Source organism: Flavobacterium sp. CFBP9031, assembly GCF_034044945.1.
Taxonomy (GTDB): domain Bacteria; phylum Bacteroidota; class Bacteroidia; order Flavobacteriales; family Flavobacteriaceae; genus Flavobacterium.
The window spans coordinates 297423-321709 of the sequence record NZ_JAXCWF010000007.1; the positions used below are offsets into that span (position 1 = coordinate 297423).

Annotated in this window: 20 protein-coding genes; 4 read left to right on the forward strand and 16 right to left on the reverse strand. The window is 34.9% G+C overall.

Annotated features, from left to right (window positions below; genetic code table 11):
• Positions 1–123 precede the first annotated feature (123 nt).
• The 13 genes from SOM12_RS13945 to SOM12_RS14005 form a co-directional block, all read right to left on the reverse strand.
• Positions 124–2490 carry an FdhF/YdeP family oxidoreductase gene (locus SOM12_RS13945; protein ID WP_320493866.1) on the reverse strand — a complete coding sequence of 789 codons (2367 nt, stop codon included), beginning with the start codon at positions 2488–2490 and terminating at the stop codon, positions 124–126.
• Between the two features lie 18 nt (positions 2491–2508).
• Positions 2509–3381 (reverse strand): formate dehydrogenase accessory sulfurtransferase FdhD, encoded by an 873-nt coding sequence (fdhD, locus tag SOM12_RS13950; protein ID WP_320493867.1) that lies wholly within the window; start codon positions 3379–3381, stop codon positions 2509–2511.
• A 115-nt stretch (positions 3382–3496) separates the two neighbouring features.
• Positions 3497–4012, reverse strand: a complete 516-nt coding sequence (locus tag SOM12_RS13955; RefSeq protein WP_320493868.1) for a DsbA family protein — start codon at positions 4010–4012, stop codon at positions 3497–3499.
• A gap of 13 nt (positions 4013–4025) precedes the next feature.
• The gene (locus SOM12_RS13960) at positions 4026–4478 is read right to left on the reverse strand and encodes a redoxin domain-containing protein (RefSeq protein WP_320493869.1); all 453 of its coding nucleotides are present in this window, start codon (positions 4476–4478) and stop codon (positions 4026–4028) included.
• Positions 4462–5181 (reverse strand): YoaK family protein, encoded by a 720-nt coding sequence (locus SOM12_RS13965; protein ID WP_320493870.1) that lies wholly within the window; start codon positions 5179–5181, stop codon positions 4462–4464. The genes SOM12_RS13960 and SOM12_RS13965 overlap by 17 nt, the downstream gene beginning before the upstream one ends.
• 11 nt (positions 5182–5192) lie before the next feature.
• The gene (locus SOM12_RS13970; protein ID WP_320493871.1) at positions 5193–6233 is read right to left on the reverse strand and encodes a cupin domain-containing protein; all 1041 of its coding nucleotides are present in this window, start codon (positions 6231–6233) and stop codon (positions 5193–5195) included.
• A 243-nt stretch (positions 6234–6476) separates the two neighbouring features.
• On the reverse strand, positions 6477–7028 hold the full coding sequence (locus SOM12_RS13975; protein WP_320493872.1) for an antibiotic biosynthesis monooxygenase: 552 nt from the start codon (positions 7026–7028) through the stop codon (positions 6477–6479).
• 45 nt (positions 7029–7073) lie between these two features.
• Positions 7074–8042: an NAD(P)H-quinone oxidoreductase gene (locus SOM12_RS13980; RefSeq protein ID WP_320493873.1), complete on the reverse strand. Its 969-nt coding sequence runs from the start codon at positions 8040–8042 to the stop codon at positions 7074–7076.
• Positions 8043–8053: 11 nt separating this feature from the next.
• Positions 8054–8485 (reverse strand): lipocalin-like domain-containing protein, encoded by a 432-nt coding sequence (locus tag SOM12_RS13985; RefSeq protein ID WP_320493874.1) that lies wholly within the window; start codon positions 8483–8485, stop codon positions 8054–8056.
• A 50-nt stretch (positions 8486–8535) separates the two neighbouring features.
• Complete coding sequence (locus SOM12_RS13990; RefSeq protein ID WP_320493875.1) at positions 8536–9093, reverse strand: hypothetical protein; 558 nt, start codon at positions 9091–9093, stop codon at positions 8536–8538.
• 288 nt (positions 9094–9381) lie between these two features.
• Positions 9382–11589, reverse strand: coding sequence for an ATP-binding protein (locus SOM12_RS13995; RefSeq protein WP_095930415.1), 2208 nt, complete (start codon positions 11587–11589; stop codon positions 9382–9384).
• Between the two features lie 83 nt (positions 11590–11672).
• The gene (locus SOM12_RS14000) at positions 11673–12368 is read right to left on the reverse strand and encodes a LytR/AlgR family response regulator transcription factor (protein ID WP_111289323.1); all 696 of its coding nucleotides are present in this window, start codon (positions 12366–12368) and stop codon (positions 11673–11675) included.
• Between the two features lie 46 nt (positions 12369–12414).
• The gene (locus SOM12_RS14005; RefSeq protein WP_250836272.1) at positions 12415–12888 is read right to left on the reverse strand and encodes a Dps family protein; all 474 of its coding nucleotides are present in this window, start codon (positions 12886–12888) and stop codon (positions 12415–12417) included.
• A gap of 287 nt (positions 12889–13175) precedes the next feature.
• Between SOM12_RS14005 and SOM12_RS14010 the strand changes: the two genes are divergently transcribed.
• On the forward strand, positions 13176–16433 hold the full coding sequence (locus tag SOM12_RS14010; protein ID WP_320493876.1) for an AsmA family protein: 3258 nt from the start codon (positions 13176–13178) through the stop codon (positions 16431–16433).
• 41 nt (positions 16434–16474) lie between these two features.
• On the opposite strand, the gene SOM12_RS14015 is transcribed toward SOM12_RS14010, so the two are convergent.
• Together SOM12_RS14015 and SOM12_RS14020 are read right to left on the reverse strand one after the other, a co-directional pair.
• Entirely contained in the window at positions 16475–17080 is a 606-nt protein-coding gene (locus SOM12_RS14015; protein ID WP_320493877.1) for an NAD(P)-binding domain-containing protein, read from the reverse strand.
• Positions 17081–17268: 188 nt separating this feature from the next.
• Positions 17269–18555, reverse strand: a complete 1287-nt coding sequence (locus SOM12_RS14020) for a hypothetical protein (protein ID WP_320493878.1) — start codon at positions 18553–18555, stop codon at positions 17269–17271.
• A 308-nt stretch (positions 18556–18863) separates the two neighbouring features.
• Here SOM12_RS14020 and SOM12_RS14025 point away from each other — a divergent pair, with 308 nt between their 5' ends.
• Positions 18864–19505, forward strand: coding sequence for a hypothetical protein (locus SOM12_RS14025; RefSeq protein ID WP_320493879.1), 642 nt, complete (start codon positions 18864–18866; stop codon positions 19503–19505).
• A gap of 260 nt (positions 19506–19765) precedes the next feature.
• On the opposite strand, the gene SOM12_RS14030 is transcribed toward SOM12_RS14025, so the two are convergent.
• On the reverse strand, positions 19766–21172 hold the full coding sequence (locus SOM12_RS14030; RefSeq protein ID WP_320493880.1) for an alkaline phosphatase: 1407 nt from the start codon (positions 21170–21172) through the stop codon (positions 19766–19768).
• Between the two features lie 136 nt (positions 21173–21308).
• Between SOM12_RS14030 and SOM12_RS14035 the strand changes: the two genes are divergently transcribed.
• Both SOM12_RS14035 and SOM12_RS14040 read left to right on the forward strand, forming a co-directional pair.
• On the forward strand, positions 21309–22745 hold the full coding sequence (locus tag SOM12_RS14035) for a hypothetical protein (protein ID WP_320493881.1): 1437 nt from the start codon (positions 21309–21311) through the stop codon (positions 22743–22745).
• 428 nt (positions 22746–23173) lie between these two features.
• The gene (locus SOM12_RS14040; RefSeq protein ID WP_095930423.1) at positions 23174–23830 is read left to right on the forward strand and encodes an outer membrane beta-barrel protein; all 657 of its coding nucleotides are present in this window, start codon (positions 23174–23176) and stop codon (positions 23828–23830) included.
• Positions 23831–24287 lie beyond the last annotated feature (457 nt).

A 24287-nucleotide genomic window follows, 5' to 3' on the forward strand; every position in this document is an offset into this window, starting at 1 on the left:
GCAAATTTATATAGGAAGAGTAGAGCAGTCGATTAACCTAGATTAAGTATTGATTTTTTGTTTTCTTAATCTGAGAGAAACGCTACTAAAAGTCTTCCGGTAAACATATCGTATTGAAAAGAATTACATGTGTTTTATCTTTTCGTAAATGGCAGGATCGTGTTTTTTTACTTTTATTTTTACGTATTTAGAAGCTGGCATATTGCTTTCTTTCACCACATTATTTACAGAAACCAAAACATTGGTTTCCGGAAAATAAGTAACCGTATTTCGCTCTGGAATTTGATAAGAGACGATAAGGAATAAAGGCGCAATTCTTTCAATGCCATCATTATAATTAAAGAGATCTACTTTGTCTCCCGCTTTAAATCCTGCTTTATCAATATCATTTTGATTCATGAAAATAACACGGCGTTCATTTTTTATTCCCCTATAGCGGTCATCCATACCATAAATAGTAGTGTTAAACTGGTCATGCGTACGAGTTGTGGCCATCATGTATTCATCTTGAGCTAATTCATTATCTGGAATTTCTGTTAAAGTAAATGCTGCACGATCAGCTGATTCTTTAGCTGTAAATTGACCATGACGAGGAGCATTAGGCAAATAAAAACCGCCTTTTTCGCGAACTCTACTATTGTAATTTTCAAAACCTGGAATACAATTTTCAATAGCTTCTCTCACATCATCATAACTGTCGTGGTATCGCTTCCAGTCGATAACTGATTTTTCTCCAAGAACCGCCATCGCCATTCGGCAGACAATTTGAGTTTCGTTTATCAATTGATCCGAGATAGGTTTAAGCACGCCTTTTGAAGACTGCACCACGCCCATAGAATTTTCTGTACTGATAATTTGCACTTCGCCGTTAACGATATCCATATCACTTCGGGAAAGCGTAGGAAGGATAAGAGATTCTTTTCCATGTATCAAATGGCCTCTATTGAGTTTTGTCGAGACACACACCAGCAGTTTCAGTTTTCGAAATGCTTCTGCGGTGTAAGTCGTATCTGGTGCTGCCGATAGAAAATTACCGCCCATGCAGAACATAAATTTTACTTTCTCTTCATGAATCGCTTTTATCGTTCCAACCACATCATAACCGTGATTTCTCGGCGGATTAAATCCAAAGTAATTTTGAAGACGATCTAATTGTTCATTTGTAGGTTTTTCATCAATAAGCATGGTTCTGTTTCCTTGCACATTACTGTGTCCGCGAACGGGACAGACTCCTGCGCCGGGTTTACCAATACTTCCTTTAATCAATAAAATATTGACAATCTCTCGGATCATATCGACACCATTTGGCTGCTGGGTAAGTCCCATTCCCCAGCAAACAATAATTCTTTTTTTGAAAGCCAGTATTTCTGCCGCTTCTATAATTAAATCTTTTGGAACTCCAGATAGAAAGGCAAGATGATCCAAGTCTAAATTTTCAAACTGTTTCTCAAAATTTTCAAAACCAGTTGTTTTGTCTTTGATAAATTCATGATCAAAAACTTCACCTGGGTTTTTCTTTTCCAATTCAATTAGCAAAAGTTCAATAGCTTTTAAAAGTGCCATATCACCATTGATTTTTATCGGAAGAAAAAGATCGGTAAGTTTTCCGCCTGATCCAATTATCCCTTTTATAGCCTGCGGATTGTGGAATCCCATTAAGCCAGCTTCGGGTAACGGATTAACCGCAATAATTTTTGCGCCATTTTTTTTGCCTTTTTCTAAAGCGCTCAGCATTCTTGGAGCATTCGTTCCTGGATTTTGTCCGATTATCACAATCACATCGGTATCATAAAAATCTTCTAAAGTAACAGTTCCTTTTCCAATTCCGATTGTAGTTTTCAAAGCCGTTCCAGAGGTTTCGTGACACATATTGGAACAATCCGGCATATTGTTGGTTCCGAATTCTTTTGCAAAAAGCTGATAAAGAAAGGAAGCTTCATTACTGGTTCTTCCCGAAGTGTAAAAGGCCGCTTCATTTGGAGATTCAAGCGCATTTAAATGCGAGGCAATTTTTGTAAAAGCCTCATTCCAACTTATGGGCTGATAATGCGTGCCATCAACGGGTAAATACATCGGTTCGGTCAATCTTCCCATTTTTCCAATTTGGTAATCGTCTAATTTTGAAAGACTGTAAACAGAGTTTTCTTTAAAGAAAGCAGCATCAACTTTTTTAGTTGTAGCTTCTTCAGCCAAGGCTTTTGCTCCGTTTTCACAATATTCGCCCAAAGGAGATCGATCGTCATCAGGATCTGGCCATGCGCAGCTGGAACAATCAAAACCTCCCATTTGATTCATCTTAAACAAAGCTTTGCCACCTCTTAGAACGGTTTTATCTTCTATAAGATCGCTTACCGCAGCCATCACCGCAGGAACGCCAGCAGCCCATTTTTCTACTTTTTTTAGTTTAAGTTTCGAAAGCTGGTATGGATTTTCTGCTTCAGGTAATTTATGGGTTAAATCATCTGTGTTTTGTTGTGGATCTTTCTTCATTGTATTATGGTTTAATGGCTATTGTGTTAGGATTACGGTTTGTTCCGATGAGTTGTATATATTCAATCGGTTTTCTTTTAGAAATCCTAAAAGTGTAATATTAAACTCTGTTGCTAGTTCTACGGCCAAACTGGATGGAGCGCCAATAGAAGCAATAATAGAAATTCCCGCCATTGCTGCTTTTTGGATTAGCTCAAAACTGGCTCTTCCGCTTAGAAGCAAAATATGTTCATTTAGTGGCAGTGATTGATTAGCAAGAGATCTTCCAATTAATTTATCTAATGCATTATGCCTTCCAACATCTTCAGTTAAAAGAATCAAATCGCCTTGAATATTAAAAAGCCCTGAGGCATGAAGACCGCCAGTGGATTCAAAATCGCTTTGAGCAATTCTTAATTTTTTGGGTAATTGATAAAAAACAGATGCATGAATCTGGATCTGCGGTCTCATCAAATTTCCAAATGGGCTTACCGTTTTTATAGATTGAATCGAACTTTTTCCGCATACGCCACAACTTGAAGTCGTGTAGAAATTTCGATCTGTCTGCATCAAATTTGGAGTAAAACCTTCTTTAAGATCAACCTGAACAATGTTTTGTTTTTGTGATAAGCAATTCATTTTTATTGCAAAAGCATCTTGAATATCTTCAAAAGAAGCAATAATTCCTTCTGTAAACAGAAAACCAATTGCCAGATCAATATCATTGCCCGGAGTTCGCATGGTAACCGAAATATTCTTTTGGATTCTGTCTGAATTAGAACCGTAAGAAAGCCTGATTTCAAGAGGTTCTTCAACAGATAGCGTATCTAAGAACGATGAGGTTTCGTTGTTTTCTATTCTTTGAACACTTACGTGTTTGATGGAAACTAATTCCGTATAGTTTATTTCCATGGCGTTGTAATTGAGGTTGTTACGTAAATTTAATTAAAAATAGATTCAAAAAATATACTTTCATTCATTAATTGAGAGCATACTATTCGATTTTTAGATTTAATTTTTGAACTATTTATTTCACGATTTCACTCATCAGTTGTAGGAGATCTTCTGCGCCTGCGTTAAATTTTCTACCGTTAACAAAAAAAGAAGGTGTGCCATTTACACCGCTTAAAATGCCGCTTTCAAAATCAGAATCTACTTTTGTGGCAAGTTCAGGTTTTTTAATATCGACATTGAATTGATGTGGGTCTAGCTCCAATTTCTCTACTAATTCTAATAAAAAAGGTTCGTTTAGAAGCCTTTGATTTTCGTAGATAGCATCATGCATTTCCCAGAACTTTCCCTGCAATGCTGCGGCTTCTGCCACAATTGCTGCAGGACGGGCGTATTGATGCATTTCTGATAAAGGAAAATTTCTAAAAACAAATTTTATCTGTTTGCCGTATTTCGTCATCATTTCTTTAAGAATAGGATAAGCTGCACCGCAATAGGGACATTGATAATCTCCGTATTCTACGATTACTATACTAGCATCTTTTTTTCCTTGTATATGATCAGTTTTACTGACCGCTGGTTTTAGTGACATAATTAATTGGTTTTTATAGTTTTTCTAAAGCTTCAAGAATTCCATCTGCTCCTGGGTTTATAGCCATTGGCGAGAGATAACTCCATTGTATAATTCCTTCTTTGTCAATTACAAAAAGGGCACGATTGCATTCGCCTTCTTTCTCATTGTATACGCCATATTTTTTTGAAGTTTCTCCTTTTGGTTCAAAATCAGCCAGTAAAGGAAAATGCAGATTTCTTGATTGAGAAAAGGCCATGTGACACCATTTACTATCTACAGAAATACCGAAAATTGTAGCATCATATTTATTGAAATATTTCTGCATTTCGTTGTAAAGTGCCATTTGGTCGCTGCAAACTGGACTCCAGTCGGCAGGATAAAAAGCTAAAATCACGTTTTTTCCTTTAAATTCTGATAAAGTGATTTTTTGATCGGGTGTTGCAAATAAGGTAAAATCTGGCGCAACGTCATTTTTCTTCAGCATAAGATTTATTTTTAAGGTTAAAGTCAGTAATCGGCAGTAACAATGCACAAGCAAGTAGTAATGAAGCAGGCAAAATAAGCGTCCAATTTTTGAATAACGGAAGTATAATTGGTACGACAGATGCCCCTAGCAAAAAGCCAATCCATAATAGTAAAAGCCGTATAGCATTGAGTTTATAAAACTTCCGACTGTTTTTATTGCGGGAAAGACTTAACATGGCTGTATTTCTTGCTAGACTATTCAACGTTCCCGTTACGAAATCGGTATTTATTTTTTGACTTCCAACAGACGTTACAATGGTATTCATAACACCAGTTGAAAATAGAATGATAGGTATCGACAATCCGTTGTTTATCGTATAATAATTGGATGCCATTGTATAGACAATCAATATCCCTGAAACGATATAAAATGGCAGTGTCTGAATTTTGGATTCTCTCCACAACGAAATGCAGGTTCCAGCATATATTCCGAAGACAAAACAGCCAATTATCGTTAAAGACGAAAGAAGTACATTGAGTTTGCCACTGGATAATGCGATTCCCAATTGTGTGCTGTTTCCGCTTATAAAAGAGACGTATACTTTCCATTTCAGGAAACCGGCAGCATCAAGAAAGCCTGCAATAAAGGCTAAAAATATGGCTAGTTTCTCTTGTGATCTAGTTTGTTCAGACGAATCTATGAACTGTGTTTTGGCATCCACAATACTTATGATTACGGTTGAATAAACAGTTTGCTTTTAGGAAATTTTTCAATTTCGTCTTCTTCCAAACCAAAATTGGTTACCACCACATCTTTTGGATTTCCAGCAAGCCATTCGCTTAAATCAATAGATTGATAGGTGCCACTATTAAAACCAATTAAGATTTTACAAACTGTATTTCCAGTGTTTTTAATGTAATGTCCAGCACCCATTGGCACATAACCGACATCTCCAGCGTTGAATTGTTCGGTAACGACTGTGCTTTCTGCTAAGAAAACAGACATTTCGGCTTGACCAGAAATATAATATTGCCATTCATCAGCATTGGGATGCCAATGCATTTCTCTTAAAGCGCCTGGCTGTAATTCTATAATAGATCCCGCCATTGTTGTGCTGATAGGGAATTCTTTGCTTGTTACCAATCTTTGCAAACCGCCACCTGGAATTATTCTAGGTTGTTGAGAATGCAAGGGATAACGATGTAAATTGGTTAACTCAATATCTGATTCTTCAGGTCGGGGAGTGGCAGTAAAGGATAATTCGTCAGGAACAATTCCGGCTGCAAAATAGGCTTCTTTTTGAGGTAATGCGGCTACTTCTTCCAAAGTAATTCCCAAGTTTTGAGCAACAATTTCTGGTGGCATGCAGGATACAAAATCGGTAACGCTGAAAGTGTGATCTTCGGAAAAATTACCATTATCAAAGATTAAAATAAAATGGCATTCTTCTGTTCCTGTTGCTTGAATTGAATGTCCGTATCCTTTTGGAAAATACCAAACATCGCCTGGTTCAAAATTATCCGTGTAGCTTTTGCCATTTGGATGAATAATTGTTGTGCGAACCGTTCCTGAAATAACATAAGCCCATTCTGCTGCATTTGCGTGCCAGTGTAATTCGCGCATACTTCCCGGCTGTAGTCGCATGGAAACTCCTGCGATGCCAATAGAAGCTGGAAAATCCTTAACAGAAGCTCCTCTTGTTGTACCGCCGTCATTGGTGCGTGGTTCTTTTTTTTCTAGTTCGTATTTGAAACTTAATAATTCGGTAGTCATAATAATAGCTTTTTGATGATTAATTGTATTGGTTTTTAATTCTACTGTAAAGCTATTGAAGATATATGCTGAGTATAGTTTGAATTCGTTAGATGGGCAAAATCAGTCGTTGAATTTAGTAAGAGAACTTTAGTAATAATTTGAAGCTTTCTGATTGTAGAAGATTTGTTTCTTTAGAGTTTAAACCAAAAAAATCACTGCAAATTACAGTGATTTTTGATTTTATAAAGAGGGAAGTTTTAATTATTTATATAACCATTTTTTGATCAGTTTGGTATAATTGGGCATTACCACGAATACCATTAAAAAGACAATGAAACCTGAAATTACCAAAGCATCAAAATAATGATATGCCGGAATTTTCAAGAACCTTAAAAAGGGTAGTGCCAATAAAGGAATTAAAAGTGACAATGGGTAAATGGCGGACCACGTTACAAGAAATTGTTTCCAGCGAACAGGAACTTTGTTTCCTTCGTTTTCCCCATTAAAAAGAAAATCCAAACCTGATTTTATCTGGTAGTTGTCATTTTTTCTGAATAATGGATTTGCTTTTTTAATGAGTATTTTTCGGTCTTCCGATTCCATCCAGTATTTAAGATTTTCAATGGTGTCAAATCGGATGATAACTGTGTAAACAAAAGTTAAATGTGGAATTGGCCGTACGATCTGCAAATCGATAAAACCATTGGAGTGTTTGGTAATTGGAACAATTTTATCCAGCCATTTTTCATATTCCTGTTCTTTTCCATCCAAAATATGGTGAGTAATAACAACAGATGCGCCTTGATTTTCCATATCACGATTTGTTTTTGGTTGAGGTTTAAGTTTTGTTTGGAATAATTAACGAACTAAAATAATTTTACCCGTATGGCTGCCATCTTCTAATAATCGATGTGCATCAGGAGCTTCGCTGAAGGGAAAGGTTTTAAAAATAATCGGTTTGAATTGTTTTGACTCGATTAAAGGCCAGACATTTTTCTGCACTTCTTTGGCTAGCTGTTTTTTAAAATCATAGTCTCGGCTTCTTAAAGTGCTTCCGGTAATTGTTAAACGTTTTATCATTACTTTCCAAATATCCAGATCTACATGGCTGCCGCTTACGGCATTAATATGAACTAATCTGCCTTCGGGTTTTAGGATGTTTACATTTTTACTCAGGTAATTACCGCCAATCATATCTAAGATGACATCGACTCCTTCTTCCTGCAAAACGGTTTCAAAATCTTGGGTTTTGTAATTGATATAAGAAGCAGCGCCAAGATCGAGACATTTTTGGCCTTTTTCATCAGATCCTACTGTTACAATTACACGAATGCCAAGAGAATGGGCAATTTGGATTCCTGTAATGCCAATGCCACTATTACCGCCGTGAATCAAAAGAGTTTCTCCAGATTTTAGGTTTCCTCTCTGAAAAACATTTGACCACACTGTAAAAACTGTCTCAGGCAAACTTGCTGCTTCGGCAAAAGTCAGTCCAGCTGGAATTGGCAAGCATTGACCTTCCCGAACGCTTACGTATTCTGCATAACCACTGCCAGCGAGAATAGCGCAGACTTGATCACCGATTTTTAAATCGGTAACATCTGGTCCGCATTCGACTACAATTCCAGAAACTTCCAAACCTGGAATTTCAGATGAAACTCCAGCTGGTGCAGGATAATTGCCTTCACGCTGGAAGATGTCAGAGCGGTTTAAACCTGCTGCTTTAACTTCTATTAACACTTTGTCTCCACTTACTTTTGGAGTTGGATATTCCTGCAGTTTCAGTACATCTGGAGCTCCAAATTGAGTTATAACTATTGCTTTCATGTAGTTTGTGATTAGTGGTTTTTATTGGATTGTTCCATTCTTTTCCAAGTAAGTTTATGAATGACCCAACGTGAATTACTTATAAATGGTTTCTCTGTTTCTAAATGAAGCAATCCATCTTTAAAAAGAACTTTTCTGCTTTGTGTCTCATTTCTCCAATTTTCAAAAAGTGAAATAGACATAGTATGGCTGACTATTTGTTTTTCATCATCAGTTTTGAAGGGACCAGAATAGGCGAGATAAGGAGGACTGTCTTTTGTATCAGAATGTTCAAAATCAGTATTCATTATTTGTGCCGACATATAGCCGTCACTGTTGTAAATAATAATGCCTTTTGGTTTGGTTCCCATCGGATTTGTAATTTTTCCTTCCCCTAAAGGTACTTCAATCAATTCAACTAATGTCCAAGAACCGATTAGTATTTCAAACAAGCTATTTTTCATAATACTCAAAATAATAAGAGCGCACATTGGTGCGCTCGATTTCTATACTATTAAAACGGCTGATTGTATTTGCCAGTCAACGCTTTGTTTTCTATGCTTTTAGCAAAGTTAGGAGTTTCTTCATGATTGTGTGCATCAGAAGCAGCTTGTCTTGAAGCGGCAGCGCCGACTAGATCTACTCCGTGTTTTTTCAAGTATTCAAACATTTCTGGTGTTGCAGTTGCATGAATCTCGTTGGTGTAAAGGCAAGTGTTTTCATCAATTTTGGTTACTTTAAGCTCCCATAAAACCTGAACTTTAGTACGGCCGTTTTTAGTAATAGAATCTGAGATAGACAACATACGGCAATAATCTGGACGATGAACTGTTGCCACATAATGCTGCACCATTAAAGCATCGCCAATTGTTTCTACGTTAATAGACATGGGTTCTCCTTCATAGGTACTGGTAATTCCCGCACCAATATGCTGAGTGGAACAACGTTGGTATTCTGCATCAGGAAGGTTTAAAAGCCAGTCTGCAATATTTACTTTTTCAATTGGAGCATTAATAACTGCAGTTACTGCTGAATGTGATAATGCGTTTTCTTTGGTTTGGATGATTTCCATGATTTCTTGGTTTTAAATGTTTAACTGAAGTAAATTTACCGTCTTACATTCGTGTAGCATTCCACTATTCATCGAATGGGCAAAAACACTCGTTTAAATACGGAAATCAGTCGTTTGTTGTTTTGAAGTTTGGAATAAAGGCACAAAATTATATCAATTTCAGAAAACATAAGCACTGGAATGCAAAGAACAAAAAAAAGACCGCCTTTTACAGACAGTCTTTCAATTGAATAATATATAGTAAGATGGTTTTTCTTGAATTTAAAACGAGCTATTGTCTTATTTATTTCACAGTGATTCTAAAAAAACTTTAGCTTCTAAGAGTGACGAGTTCAGAATCTTTTCGACATCATTTAAAATCTGCTGTAAAGTTGCATTTTGTTCTGTAGCCAATTCAAGAATATTGAGTTTTTCTTCTAAAAGAGGCAATAGTCCCATTATAGCAGCACTTGATTGCAAGTCATGTGCTCTAAGTTTCACCATTTTAAAATCTTGATTTTGATAAGCCGTGATAAGCTGTTCTAAATGTAGCGGGACATTGTCAATAAACTGTTTGGTAACAGTTTGTTCAAACGCTTTATTACCGCCGCTTACCGATTGCATATACGAAAGATCAATATGTTGAAAAACAGGATCAGATTGTATAATGTTTGTTTCTTCCGAATTTGATTCTTTCAGTCCGAAAGCAGCAATTAGTTTAAAAAGTTCTTCTTCTTTTATAGGTTTTGAAATGTATTCGTTCATTCCTCGGCTCAAACATCTTTCTCTTTCGCCAGGAAGTGCGTGCGCCGTCATGGCAATTATAGGAATATCCAGTTTTAAGATTTCTCTAATTTGCTGAACAGCCGTATATCCATCCATTTGAGGCATTTGTAAATCCATTAATACCAGATCACAATCTTTTTTCCTTAGATATTCGACTGCTTCCAAACCGTTAGAAGCCATTTCAAAATCAACATTCCATTGTGAAAGCAAATGTTTCATCAAACTCTGATTGATCGCGTTGTCATCTACAACTAGAACCCTCAAAGCGCTATTTGAGATATCTTTAAAGTGGTTAATATTGACAATAGGTTTAGAATTGAGCTGTTCTTTAGCAATATCATACGGAATATAAAAGCTAAAGGTTGTTCCTTTTCCTTGTTCACTTTTTACTTCAATATCACCGTTTTGCAATAAAATCAACTTTTTTACTATTGATAATCCAAGGCCAGTCCCACCGTAATTTCGAGTTGTGGAATCTTCCCCTTGATTGAATCTTTCAAAGACTTCATTTAGCTTTTCTTTATCAATTCCAATTCCCGTGTCTGTAATTTTAAAGCCCACAACAATCTTATCGTCATGTTGGAGTTTGTTATAGACCTCAATGCTTACAGATCCCTGATGCGTAAATTTTATGGCATTTCCAATGAGGTTGACCAATATTTGAGTTAATCTGGTGGCATCACCAATTAAAGTATCAGGAATCGAATTATCGACTTTACTGGAAATGGTTAGTTTTTTTTCTTTTACCCGTTCTGAAAAAAGCGTTTCAACCGAATCCAATAATCCGTTAATGCTGAATATTCCAGGCGTAATGCGCATCATTCCAGCCTCGATTTTAGATAAATCGAGTATGTCATTAATAATGGTCATTAAATTTTCGCCCGAACGCTGAATAGAACTCACAAATTCTGCGGAAGTTTCATCCAAAGGTCTTTTCTGTAATAAATTGGTAAATCCTAAAATACCACTAAGCGGCGTTCTGATTTCATGACTCATATTAGCTAGAAAATTTTCTTTAGTCTGAGCAGCAATGGATGCTTTTTTTTCTGCAATATCCAATTCTTTGATCAGAAAATGTTGTCTTCTAAATTGGCGCATAATATGATATCCTATAACGGCACCACTCAAAACTAGTAAAACTAACAAAGAGATGTCATAAAGTTTTGCTCTTTGGCCCATTTCCAGACTTAGATTTCGCAGCTCCACCATGCGCAATTGACGCTTACGGTAAATCTTTGCTGTAATATCAGTAATCTCATTAGAAATTATTCTGGCTCTAGGATTGGCAATGGAGCTATCATCATCCATATTTCCTAAAGAATCATAACGATGTAGGAGTTTTCCTTTTGTGACCATTTTATCCTGAGCCAAAACTCCGAGTCTTTGTATTAATCTTTCCTCTTCAGGATCGGCATTATCTACAGAAAGCGAATCGAGAAAATTTCTAATCTGCCTGATCTTTTGATCAATTCCTTCTAAATGTGTAGTGTCATTAGTTGCGATCGAAGCTCGAATTCTGCTTTCGACACCCAAGATATCACGGTCAATTTCTCTTAAATGATTGCTAGAACGCAATTCATTTAAAAGGGTATTATTATTTCGTATGAGTTCTTTAGTATTTTGAGCCGAATTAATTTGTACAGCAATCAATAATATACTGCATAAAATAAAACTGCTGATTATAAAATAACTAAAGCGTTTGTTACCCATTACGGTAGACGTATTTATCATATAAATAAGTGTAATGAAATTGTATTATCTTAATTCAATAAGATAGGATTCTAGTTTACGCAGCAGAAAGAATAAAATGGCATTTAGAATACATTCATCCTAGTATTAAGCGCTTTTCTGTAAGCATCTGCAACAGGAATAAATTTTTTGTTAATCATAATACCTCCGTCTTGTAAAGTGTCAATTTTACCAATAGAAACAATATAAGAACGATGCACTCTAATGAAATCATCTTTTGGCAGACGTTCTTCGGCAGTTTTCATTTTGCCGTGAATGGCAAACATTTTTTCTTTGGTGTAAAATTTTACATAATCTCCCATTGCTTCAGCGTAAAAAATATCATCTAGCTTTAATCGTCTTGTAATATTAGAATCTCTAACGAATAAAAATTCTTCTTTACCAAATTGTATATTTTCTTTTCTGCTCTCAATGATAGACTGTGCTTTACTTACTGCCTGTAAAAATCGGGCAGGAGTAACTGGTTTTAGAATATAATCTGCAATATTCAACTCAAATGCCTCCAGTGCGTATTCTTTTTTAGAAGATGTAAAAATGATGATGATATCTTTCCCTGAGAGATTTTTTGTCAACTCAATTCCTGTCATCTCTGGCATTTCAATATCCAAAAAAATTAAATCTACCTGATTTTCCTGTAAATGATGGTATGCTTCAATGGCATTAGAATATTCATTTACAACAGTAAGATTCGGAATTTGTTTTGCCAAATGAGATAAAGTGGTTCTTGCAATATCATTATCATCAACAATTAACGCTTTCATGGTATTTGGTTTTTGGTTTAGACAAATATACTTATTACTTGTTATTTTATCTAAAGTAAGAGCGTATCATCCATGCCATTTCTTCATGAATTTCTATTAAACCAGTAATAAAATCGCTTGAACCATAATCTTTATAATCATCAGCAAAAGGAGTAATGTTGCCACGAATAAATTCAATGATGCTTTCATGGTCTTGCAATAGATCTTTCATAAATCCTAAACCATCGTTTGTTCTTTCACTGTATTCTGTAAGATGCGTCAATTCAAGATAGGATTTTAAGGTTGCGGGTGCGTAGTGGCCAATTTTGCGCATACGTTCAGCAACGCTGTCAATAATTTCATCTAGTTGTTTGTACTGATTTTCAAAGAAGATGTGATTCGCATGAAAATTATCGCCTGTAACATTCCAGTGTGCGTTTCTAGTTTTGGTGTAAAGTACAAATTCATCTGCTAACAGTTTTGCTAATTCGTTAGAAACAGCGTTTGTGTTTTTTTCTGTAATACCAATGGTTGCTTTCATAATCGTAAGTTTTTAAGTTATAAGCTCTGCAGCTTTGTTTTCTGATGTAAAGGTCATTAGAAAATGCCTGCGGAGTATGTAGTTTTAGGTAAACAGGCAAAATGAGTCGTTGAAATCTAGAACTTAATCTGTGAGAATAATTAATTTAACGAAATCTTCTTTTGAAAGCCTGCCTGATGAATCAATAAAAATTTTAATTGTTATTTTTGAGTTAATATCTCAATCAAGATTTTTTCTTGACAGCTAAATCTATATTTTTAAAATCTTAAAACGATACCCCAAAAAAAATGACTAAGAAGTTCTTAAAGAAAACGGCAATAAGTATTGCGACATTATTTCTACTTTTAATAATTGTGCTTACAATTGTTCCGTATGTCTTTAAAGACGAAATAACGGCGAAATTAGAAAGTATAGCCAATGAGAAACTAGATGCCGAAGTACGTTTTGATCAGATAGGACTTTCCGTTTTTAAACATTTTCCGGCATTGACCATTTATGCTAAAAATGTTAGTGTAATGAGCAAAAAGAAACAGTTTGAAGCTGTAAGCATTGTAAAAGCAGGAAGAGTGTCTGCGGGTCTGAATTTTTACAGTTTATTGAAGGGAAAGATTGTTTTAGATGCCGTATATCTTGATGAAGCAGATTTAAATCTTGAAATAGATTCTAAAGGAAATGCTAATTTTAATATTGTCAAACCTTCTAAATCTGTAGATACAGCAAAGACAGAATTTAATATTAAGAAGGTTGTAATAAAGCAAACGAATATATCATACAATGACAGAAGCGCACTTTTAAAATTTAAGGTTCAGGATTTGAACTATAAAGGCAAAGGCGATTTAAGTGCAGATTTATTTGATCTGGATTCTAATGTAAAAATTAAATCATTCGATTTTAGCTTAAACGGTGTCGATTATGTGCGAAATAAACCTATCAATGCTGAAATAATCACTTACATAGATGCTAAAGCACTTAAGTTTAAATTTGAGCGTAATGTTATCCGCATTAAAAATTTTCCGTTCTCATTTAATGGACATTTTGCATTTATTAAAGGAGGATATGACTTTGATTTGCGTATGCAATCGAAAAATTCTACGTTAGAAGAAATGCTGTCCCTTGTGCCTCCAGCTTACGATAAGTGGCGTGAAGAGATGACCATTAGGGGTAATATTGATTTTAGGATTTTTGCGCGCGGAAGGTATATGCAAGACCTTTCAGAAAAGCCAATTGTTTCTGCTGATTTGCAAATTAATAACGGTACAATTGCTTATAAAAGAATAAAAGATCCAGTAAAAGATATCAATATATTAGCCAAAGCAGAGGTTAAAGAGTTAGACATTAATAAATTAAAGTTTGATTTAGATAATTTGTCATTTAATCTGGATAAAAAGAAAACGACAGTTAATTTCCATTCAGAAGGTTTTAAAAAGCTAAAAATTAAAACGGCTGTAAAAGCCGATTTAGATTTGGCAAAATTAAAAGAAGCCTTAAATCTTAATCAGAATGATATTCGTGGAGATATTGCTTTGGATTTAAAAGCCGACGGTATTTTTTTAAGAGATTTAGGTTTTAGTTCGCGTTTAAATAAAGTAGATACGATCATTAAAAGCATTCCTAAATTTCAGCTAAATCTTAGCCTGAAAAATGGATATCTTCAAAACATAAAGAAAAAAGATGCAGTAAAAAATATTCACCTAAATCTAACGGTGACAGCAAAAGACAGTATTTTAAGAAACGTTTCGGCTAAAATAGAGAATTTGAATGCGGAAGCTCTTGGCAATTTTGTTCGAGGACGATTCGAACTCCATAAGTTATATCCTTTTACTGTAGATACCGAATTGGAATCTAAAATCAATCTGGCAGAAGTGCACAAATTTTATCCTCTAGACAGTTTAGAAGTTAAGGGTGATTTAAATTTAAAGGTAAGCATGCATGGAATTTTAAACCGCAAACAGAAAAAATATCCCTCCTCAAAAGCAGTGGCAAGTATTAAGAACGGATATTTGAAATCACTCAAATTCCCTAATATGCCAGTTGAAAATATAAATCTAAATGCTGCGGTCTCAAGTGATAGAGGTACCGGAGAAGATTTAGATGTAAAACTACAGCAAGCGGAATTTGTTCTGGCAGGATCTCCTTTTAAAGTGCAGGGAGAGGTTAGTAATCTTTACGATTTGGTTTACAATATAAAAACTCAGGGAACATTGGACGTTGGTAAATTAACTCAAATATTCCCCATTAAAGATTTGAGCATTTCAGGAGTTATCCAGACCAATCTTATTGCTAAAGGATCTAAAAAAGATATAGATGCGAAAAATTATGACAATATTAAAAACGGAGGTAAGCTAGAAGCACGCAGTTTGGTGATTAAAAGCGCCATGTTTCCTGAACCCTTTGAGATTTCTAAAGGAACATTTAAGTTTTTTAAAGATAAGATGCGCTTTGAAGAATTTAATGTCACTTACGGTAAATCTGATATTGTATTAAATGGATACATCCATAATATTTTAAGGTATGTTTTTAATAGAAAATATCTACGCGAGTCTAACGAAAAGCTCAAGGCAGATATTAATCTATCGAGCAATCAGATTGATGCAAACGAGTTTTTTGATATGATTGCAAAGTATACAGACCAGAAAGCCGAAGAAGAAGCAGCTCAAAAAACAGATTCTATACCTGTAAATACAGTTCCTAAAAATAGCAATGCAAAGAATAAAAACTACGTAATTAGAATTCCTAGTAGCGCCGATCTAAAAATCGCAGCAAAAGTCAATAATCTTCAATTTGATACTTATAAGATTAAAGATTTTGTTGGAACTCTAGTGGTTAATGATCGTAAAGTTCAGGTAACAGAAGCCGCTTTTAATATGGCAGGAACTAAAATAGCCATGACCGGTGATTATAAAGCGCTGCATCGTCGTTTAGCAAAGTACAATGCAAATTTTAAAGCTAGCAATTTTGATATTCAACGTGCTTATGCTGAGATTCCGATTTTTGCCGAATTGGTAAGTATGGCTAAAGATGCCTACGGTTTGGTATCGGTTGATTACCAGTTAGGAGGAAGTATCGATCAGAATATGGATATTGACTTTAAATCTATTGAAGGCGAAGGAACATTGACCTTAGAGGATATTAAATTTAAAAATTTCAAGATTTTAAACCACGTAGCCAAAAAAGCAGATGCTGCCGACTTGGAGAAAGCAACTTTTAATAAAATTGCCATTCATTCGGCCATAAAGAATAATGTAATGACCATAACGCCAACAACCATGAAAATGGCTGGTTTTAGGGCGAAGCTAGAAGGGCAAGTTACTATGGATGGTAAAATAAATGTCGGGTTTCGTGTAGGGTTGCCTCCAATGGGGCTTATAAATATTCCGATGAAAATTACTGGAACGGCAGATGATTTCGAAATTTCGACCGGTAAGTTTAAAGAAGACGCAACTTTTGCAGAAGAGAGTGAGCTGAAAAATTTGCGTCCAGAACGCCGCAGACCTAGAGAGAAAGATTCTTTGAACACATCACATTCAAATGGTGAAAATCCGTAGGACAATTATTCATTTTGCTTAATAAGTTTGGTACGGAAAAATCAATTTGATTTATAATGATGCTCATACCAGACATTAAGTAAACTGTTCTTCTTATGAAGGAGGACGGTTTTTTGGGATTTTAATCTTGAAGAAAGGTCAAAAGGATCAAACCCGAGATCTTTTAAAAAAGTTTTGACAGTATTTTTTGAAGATGTATGGTCGCCTGCAAAATAGATTTCATCTTTGCTTTTGGTTACGAGCGACGTTTTTTGAGGCTGTAGCATTACTGGACTGAAAAGTTTTACCACATAAGCCTTAGGCAGCAATGAAGCTGTAATCTGAAAAGTAAGGGCACTAGTAATGCTTGATACGAGAAGTTTTGGATTAAAAATCAGTCCGCTGGTATGAACGATGATTTTGCCCGTCATGTCCGGCAACATTCCAATAGTTTTCTCGAGATCTTCTCTGGGAACAAAAAGTATGATAACATCTCCCATAGCAGCTTCCTGAAGTGAAACTAACTTAGCATTTCTTATGCTTTCGGTCGTTTGCTGTATGAAAGAGTTGCCGCGCGGATGATTAATAAGAATTTCATAACCTGCAGATGAGGCTCTCTGTGCCAGTTCTAGTGTAAGGCTTCCAATGCCAATAATTCCTATTTTCATACTTTTATCTTTTTAGTATTGCTTCTATTGAGAATATATACTAAAGTTATCACAAGAATTTGATTTACAGTACAGTATTTCTACCTGTTTTTAAAATTTTTGTAAGCAATGGAAGTTTTTTAGGCGCAAAAAAAAAGGAAACAGCTTAATAGATGTTTCCTTTTAATTTTTAATATGTCTTTAAAAAATTATTTGCCACTCGATGCAGTAATCTTTCCTAGTTGAAGTCTAAAGTCAGGTCTTTTTGCATTGTAAATGTCAACAAAAGTTTCTTTATTATCAGTTTGTGAGTACACATTTGAAAATATAGTATTGCCATACCAGTTTTCTAAATCAGAGTTGTCGGCTTTATTTTCTGTAAAGATATTACCTGTACACTGGTTGAAAAACATTTCTTCAATTTTGATTTTCTTTAAGTTCTCACCATTTATTATTGTCTGGCTATCTAGTAAAACCGCTGGATTAAAACCAGAAATTACACTTCTTTTAAGCTCTAGAGCAGCGTTGTCAGCTACGTAAACAGCTTCTTTTATAAGACCAGCCTGAACGTCAGCTTTGATATTTTCACTATCATTTATAAGAGTAAGGTTTGATGCAGAAACGAAAGTAGATTTTCTTGTAAAGTCTGTTTCGCTTTTCTTTTCATACGCTTTTACTTCTAAACATCTAGAACCATCTCTGTTACTTGACAAATAAGAAGATCTAACTGCCAATGAATTATAAAGACGACATTGCGTTCCTTGCGTCATTTTAAAATCATCATTTATAGATTTGTACGAAACCAATTGAGAAGCATTAAGATCTCCGCCATAAAAAGCAAATGAATCACCTCCTGAAAAGCTCACCATAATGTTTTCCAATACCGTTTTGTTTCCAGCTCCTGCAACAGTTAGTCCATTAAAACTATCTGCTCCTTTTACTTTTCGGCCAGCAAATTCAATACGAATAAACTTTAATACTCCAGAGCTGCTAGCTGCATTGTCTCCTCCATATGCAGTAAGAGAAGGGTCAAGATCCATGGTGTAAGATCCAGCTCCACCAAATTTATTGATAGGCGCATCTCCTAGAACTACAAGGCCACCCCAGTCGCCCGCTTTTTTCATGCTAGCGTTTGAAGTGAAGATGATAGGATCAGTTTCCTGTCCCTCAGCCATAATTTTGGCTCCTTTTGTTATAATAAGAGTTCCTTTGCTTGCTGCGTCGCCAATAATTACCGTACCTGGATCAATAGTCAGAACGGCGTTATTTGTTACATATACATTTCCTTGAAGGATGTACACGTTTTTTTTCATCAGTTTGGTGTTCTGTGTGATATTTCCAGCCAGTATTTGGTTGGCATCTTTAGACTCCGTTTTCTGCGGTTTGAATTCTGTCCAGTTGTCCAGCCAGTTCGCATATCCGATAATTCCCTTTTCCTGCTGTGCGTTCACGCCTGCGGCAAGTAGCAGACAGATCATTAGAGTAATTTTTTTCATAGTCTTTGGGGCTATTTGTAATGGTATTTTTTTTGGCTCTTTTAAAACTGATTATAAAGTTTTTTTGCTTTCGTAATAACTGGAGATAATATATCTGATCAGCGACTAAAAGGAAATTTTAAATCTTTTTTCTGAAGAGCTTCTAACAAAAATAAGCAAAAAGATCAGACTTTGCAGGGCTTTACTAATATTTAACATTTGTTCAAGCTAAGCTTAATATGTGTAAGGTCTTTCATCCTTCAATATTAATTTAAGTTTGATTTTTTTAAGTTAAAAGCAATACATTTGATTTTATTCGAATTATAAAAATGGGATTAGATTACGATTATAGAATATATATTAGGAGAGAGAGGCTTAATAGAGCTTTAGAATTCATTTATGAGCATTCAGAAAAAGAGAGAGCATCATTTGAAATAATCAATGATCAGCTGTACAAAATTGACCGCTATGCTAATGGAGAAATATCCAAAACCTTACTTGAGAACTTAGGGATAAATCAGAGGGTAGATACTTGTATTTTAGTAGAAGAAGATCAGACGATAGTAGAATATTATCTGTATGATTTAACTCAAAATTACACACCCGATTCTACTGATGAATCTGACTTTATTGATTTTTACAAAGGCACAGAGGGCAAATGGTGGATTGGTAATGTTGAAATTTACATTAATGACTATTCTTCAAAAATAGAGGATTGTATCGAACTTCAATTTTGGGCTGTCACTAGTGATATGAGTCGTCTTTTTGCTAAATCAAAATCAATTGACAAATACTTTAAAGAGTTTTGCAGAGCTACAGAAGCAGATTATGGTTGTATTTATATGGAAGACAGCGGATACAGACTTATATGGGCAAAGGGGAATGAATACAATCTGACAGTACCAATTCTCTGGAATAGTTTTGAAGAACATGGGTTTGTTAAAGTAATAGGTGACGTTTTAAAACTATAAAACATTTGAAAATAGTGCTGCAAAAGTTATCTTTGGTTGCATTAATATAAGATTCTAACGTTAAACAAAATTTAAATGGAAGTTGTAAATGAGAATTTAGTGTTTCTTACGAACAGGCATTGGCAAATCCTTTTAAAGGAAAAAAAATAAAATTGATCATTACGAAAGTTGCAAAAAGCTTCAAATTTCTATGAAGCTTTTTGTTTTTAATATTATTTCGTTAATAAAACTTGTATCCAACAATACTTTGAATTTTCTATTTAAGATTCCTTTTCAATAGAAGCTTGAAGCATTAGATAATGAAGATCTTTATTTTGTACAAAAGGCTTCAACAGTTCGCTTCCAGGACCATACATAGCCAGTTCAACATAATCTCCCGAATGATCCATACTGATCCATCCTACATTATTATGCTTTTTCTGAATTTCTGAATAGGCTTTGAAAGGTAATTTTTTATAATTATATAGGCCATCTTCTTGCTTTTCAAGGCCAGAATAGAAATCCTTTAGATGCTTTGCTTCGTCATCTGTCAAGCTAATTTTATTGGTTTCTTTAATCCAATCCTTAATCTGCTGCAGATTGAAATCGGCATGAATAGAATTTAAAATGTATTCGTTGGTGTATTTATAGTCTGCAATACTGTCAAAGTTTTCTTTTGCATTAGCGCCATAGATAAGTCCTGGATTTGCATTTCCGTGATCGGTTGTAATGATTACAAGGGTTTCTTTGTCTTTTTCGGCAAAATCTATAGCTGTTTTAACCGCCTCGTCAAAAGCGAGCTGGTCATGAATCAGCGCAGAGATATCATTGGCATGCGCAGCCCAATCTACTTTCCCCCCTTCAATCAGTAATACAAAACCATTTTTATGGTCTTTCATCTGGTCAATTGCCGCAGCACTCATTTGGGCAAGTGTAGGTGTTTTTTGTAATTCTGGTATATTGTTTTGATCGATCGTGTAGGGAAGAGCTCCAGTAGCGAAAACACCTAAAGTTTTTCCTCCTTTTTTACTGTTTTCTAGATCCGATTTTTCTTTTAGTACCTGATAGCCTTTTTCTTCATAGATTTTATAGATATCTTTTTTGTCTTTTCTTTTTGATGGATTGAAGAATTCATCGCCTCCTCCCATCATAACATCAAATCCAAGTTCGGCATACATTTCGGCAATTTCATTTTCGGCATTTCTGCTGTCCGAGTTCACACAGAACCCTGCGGGAGTGGCATGAGTAATGGTAACCGTAGTAACACAGCCTGCTTTTTTTCCTGCATTTTTAAACTTTTGCCAGATCGGAAGAAATTTTTCGCCATTTGTACCAATATTCAACACACCATTTTTCACACGATGCCCACCTCCAAAAGAAGAGCTCGCCGCCGCAGAATCTGTAACTGGAGAACTGGCAGAGGCTGTGTCCATTAAGGCTCTTGAGACTTTATTCTCTTTATAAAGATTAATCCACTCCGTATTTTTGCCTAAAACATGTTGAGAGTAGAGATCCGCCATCTGAAGTGTTCCACAGCTCATTCCGTCGCTGATCAGGAAAATGATGTTCTTTGCTTTTTTTGCTTTCTTACTTATGGCCTCCACATCGTTTGCTAGGATAACGGAAGGGCCAAGGGTGAATAGCCCTGCTAGTGCTGAGGAGCCTTTTAAAAATCTGCGTCTGTTCATTAAGATAAATTTAGTAAAAGGTAAAATAAAGACATTTTAAAATTTAATGCAATGATGTTGCGTTAAATTATTGTTTTGTTTTGATCTGAAGATATTATAAGAATTAGATATTAGAGTAAAATTAAATGTGCTTCCTATGGAAAATTACCATGAAATCAGGTATTTTATTTTGTATATGATGTCTGTAAATTTGTTCCCAATCAAAATAATCACAATGAAAGCCAATATTCCAAATAGTATTACATCAAAAAAAGGTGTTTTTTTTAAAAATGAGAAATCCAGTTTGTTAAAACAGCTTTTTTATGTACTGTTTCTGCTTCCATTTATGGCAGTCGGACAAAAAGCACTTGTTCCTGGCGGTAAGGACATCAATACAAAGTATATTAAGCCAGAAAAATCACTCTACACTGTTTATTATGTTAAAGGTACAGAGTGGAAGAATATGGGAGCATTAACTTATGACATTACTTTGACTAATAACCAACTGACGTTGAATAATACTTTTACCCCAAAAGACAACGGAGCTCCTACAACGCGTATTAGTACAGCAGATGCGCAAACGCTTAGAGCTATAAGTTATGCTGATGAGACTAAGAACGCAAAATTAAATCTGAACTTTGCTGAAATCATTACGGGTAATTACTATTCTAAGAAAACTAAAAAAGACAAAAAACTAAAGCTTCAGCCTAAAGAAGAATATTTTGACTTCAATTGGTCCGATCATTTAATTACGACTTTACCATTAGATGTAGGGTATAAAGCACGTTTTCCGCAGTTTTATTATAATGATGGGTCAGATGTGCTTGTTGAATATTATACTATTAAAGAAGTAAAAAGTTTTGTCTACAATTCTCCGAGAACAGGTAAGCACGAGACATGGCTTGTTTCAGTTTTGGAAGAGAGCACTAACGCTACTTATAATTATGCTATAGACAAAAAAGATCATCGCCTATGGCAACGCGAAATGTCTATGGCTAATGGAATGTGGGAAATTACAGTTAACGAAGAATTAGATTATCAGCCTATTAAAAACAAATTTAACAAGGAAGAAGTTGCAAAGCAAATCTCCAATGGTAATAGTGTTATAATTGGTACGGCCTATGCAAGATCTGACTCAGGTAAGAGATTGGGCGGGTTGGTGAATACTGCTAAGAAACAATATGCGCCAAGAGGTACAGAAATTACACTTTTTCCAAGTTCAGCTTATTATGAAGAATGGGCAGAGGTCAACAAGAAAATTCGCAAGCAAAATAAAATGCCAGAAGTGCCTTTGAACAGTGATTTCGGCTATTCTATCAAAAAAACTAAAGTATATGACGATCAAGGACATTTCGAGTTTATGGATTTAATGCCGGGCACTTATATTGTTATGGTTAGCTTTGATTTTACCAACTCCTATAATTATTCATACGTATCTGGATATACAAACTACTACAATTATTATGGTTATCAAGGTTCTACAACAAATTATGGTACAGCAAAACAATCCTATTCTGATAAAGCCAATATTGAGAAAAGGGTAACTATAGATAAGGATGGCGATAAAAAAGAGGTGAACTTGAAAGAGATTTAATTGAATAGCTAAGCAGTAAAGTAAGGAATCCCCGCTGAAAAGATTTTCCATTATATATGAATAGATAGAATTGAGGAAAGATTTTAAAAAAAAGAAACAGATTGTAGTTGTGCTATAATCTGTTTCTTTTTTTTATGAATACATATCTTGTTTATAAAGTAAGGTAAGCAGAATATTATTCGATTAATTATAGAATGCTTATGCTTTGTGGCAGCGGTTGAGTCCTAGTTTAGGAAAAGTGAGTTAAAAAAAATGGTTTCATTTTATAATTTGCAACATGATAAAACTTGTTTTATTATGTTAAAATGTTTTTGTAGGATAACTTTGAAACGAGTTAATGGATTATTAAGATTACAAGTGCTACATCATGAAAAATCCCAGAATGTAGCTGCCATGCAAACAATAATTATAAATTAAATCTTGAAATTATGAAAAAGTATCATTTGTTAGTTGTCGTTTTTTTCTTTTCGCTGGGAATGTCAGCACAAAGCGCCCAGTCATTTTTACTTAATTTGTATGGAGGGTATACCTTTTCTGATAGGGTAGACTTTGATTCCTCTTACGCAAAAGTAGAAGATGGTTTTGAATATGGTATAGGTTTGGAATATTTTATAATGGATAATGCTTCAGTAGAATTAAAGTATAACAGACTTGATACAAATATGCCTTTGTACACAAAGGTTGCTATAATTAATGGGGCTAACACTATTCCTGCAGGAACTCAGCTAAATGCGGGAGATGACAAAGGTGCCATCAATTATATATTAGCTGATTATACTTATTATTTTGGTTCAAGCTCCCAAAAGGCACTTCCGTTTCTAGGAGCAGGTTTAGGAGTTGCGATTTTAGAAACGCCAAAGAGCGGTAGCGGAACTTATTTTGCATGGGAAATTAAGGCTGGTGTAAAAGTAAAAACGAATTCACCATTATCAATTAATCTAAATGCTTATCTGCAATCAATGTCGGCTGCAGTAGGATATGATTATTATTGGGACTACTATTGGGGGCCAGTAGCAGTTACTGATTATGCATCAACATTTCAATTTGGACTTGGCGCTGTACTTAGTTACGATTTCAGTAAATAATAATTACTTCACTATATTGTTTAAAACAGCTTGAGAATTTCTCAGGCTTTTTTATTTATGCGAGTTGAGTGTTGCTTGCGCGGCGTATTGAAGCGATTTAATAATGAATTTATAATAGTTGCAGGAAAGTTATTTTCTGAAAAGACAAAGAAAATAGCTTTTTTTAAGCTGTGGATTCAATAAAAACGGATTTTATCAGGTGCTATATTTGCTTAAAAAGCTTGGAGGTAAGAAAAAGCTTTATTTGTGTAAAGAGATTTTTAAATTTAAATATTGTGTTATCAATGAGTTAGGAAAAAGTTTGGGAAAAGTTAGAAAAAAACTCATTCAGAATGCTTGGAAATCTAAATAAAGGCTCTATCTTTGCACCCCGCAAAACAGGGAAAGTTCATTGAGAGATTGGGAGGGAAATTAGAGAAAACGGGATTGAAAAAATCTCAAAAAAAACTTTAAATTT

Coding starts and splice junctions, on each gene's coding strand:
- SOM12_RS13945 (WP_320493866.1), bottom strand. CDS start 2,490: ATGAAGAAAGATCCACAACAAAACACAGATGATTTAACCCATAAATTA.
- fdhD (WP_320493867.1), bottom strand. CDS start 3,381: ATGGAAATAAACTATACGGAATTAGTTTCCATCAAACACGTAAGTGTT.
- SOM12_RS13955 (WP_320493868.1), bottom strand. CDS start 4,012: ATGTCACTAAAACCAGCGGTCAGTAAAACTGATCATATACAAGGAAAA.
- SOM12_RS13960 (WP_320493869.1), bottom strand. CDS start 4,478: ATGCTGAAGAAAAATGACGTTGCGCCAGATTTTACCTTATTTGCAACA.
- SOM12_RS13970 (WP_320493871.1), bottom strand. CDS start 6,233: ATGACTACCGAATTATTAAGTTTCAAATACGAACTAGAAAAAAAAGAA.
- SOM12_RS13975 (WP_320493872.1), bottom strand. CDS start 7,028: ATGGAAAATCAAGGCGCATCTGTTGTTATTACTCACCATATTTTGGAT.
- SOM12_RS13980 (WP_320493873.1), bottom strand. CDS start 8,042: ATGAAAGCAATAGTTATAACTCAATTTGGAGCTCCAGATGTACTGAAA.
- SOM12_RS13985 (WP_320493874.1), bottom strand. CDS start 8,485: ATGAAAAATAGCTTGTTTGAAATACTAATCGGTTCTTGGACATTAGTT.
- SOM12_RS13990 (WP_320493875.1), bottom strand. CDS start 9,093: ATGGAAATCATCCAAACCAAAGAAAACGCATTATCACATTCAGCAGTA.
- SOM12_RS13995 (WP_095930415.1), bottom strand. CDS start 11,589: ATGATAAATACGTCTACCGTAATGGGTAACAAACGCTTTAGTTATTTT.
- SOM12_RS14000 (WP_111289323.1), bottom strand. CDS start 12,368: ATGAAAGCGTTAATTGTTGATGATAATGATATTGCAAGAACCACTTTA.
- SOM12_RS14005 (WP_250836272.1), bottom strand. CDS start 12,888: ATGAAAGCAACCATTGGTATTACAGAAAAAAACACAAACGCTGTTTCT.
- SOM12_RS14010 (WP_320493876.1), top strand. CDS start 13,176: ATGACTAAGAAGTTCTTAAAGAAAACGGCAATAAGTATTGCGACATTA.
- SOM12_RS14015 (WP_320493877.1), bottom strand. CDS start 17,080: ATGAAAATAGGAATTATTGGCATTGGAAGCCTTACACTAGAACTGGCA.
- SOM12_RS14020 (WP_320493878.1), bottom strand. CDS start 18,555: ATGAAAAAAATTACTCTAATGATCTGTCTGCTACTTGCCGCAGGCGTG.
- SOM12_RS14025 (WP_320493879.1), top strand. CDS start 18,864: ATGGGATTAGATTACGATTATAGAATATATATTAGGAGAGAGAGGCTT.
- SOM12_RS14030 (WP_320493880.1), bottom strand. CDS start 21,172: ATGAACAGACGCAGATTTTTAAAAGGCTCCTCAGCACTAGCAGGGCTA.
- SOM12_RS14035 (WP_320493881.1), top strand. CDS start 21,309: ATGGAAAATTACCATGAAATCAGGTATTTTATTTTGTATATGATGTCT.
- SOM12_RS14040 (WP_095930423.1), top strand. CDS start 23,174: ATGAAAAAGTATCATTTGTTAGTTGTCGTTTTTTTCTTTTCGCTGGGA.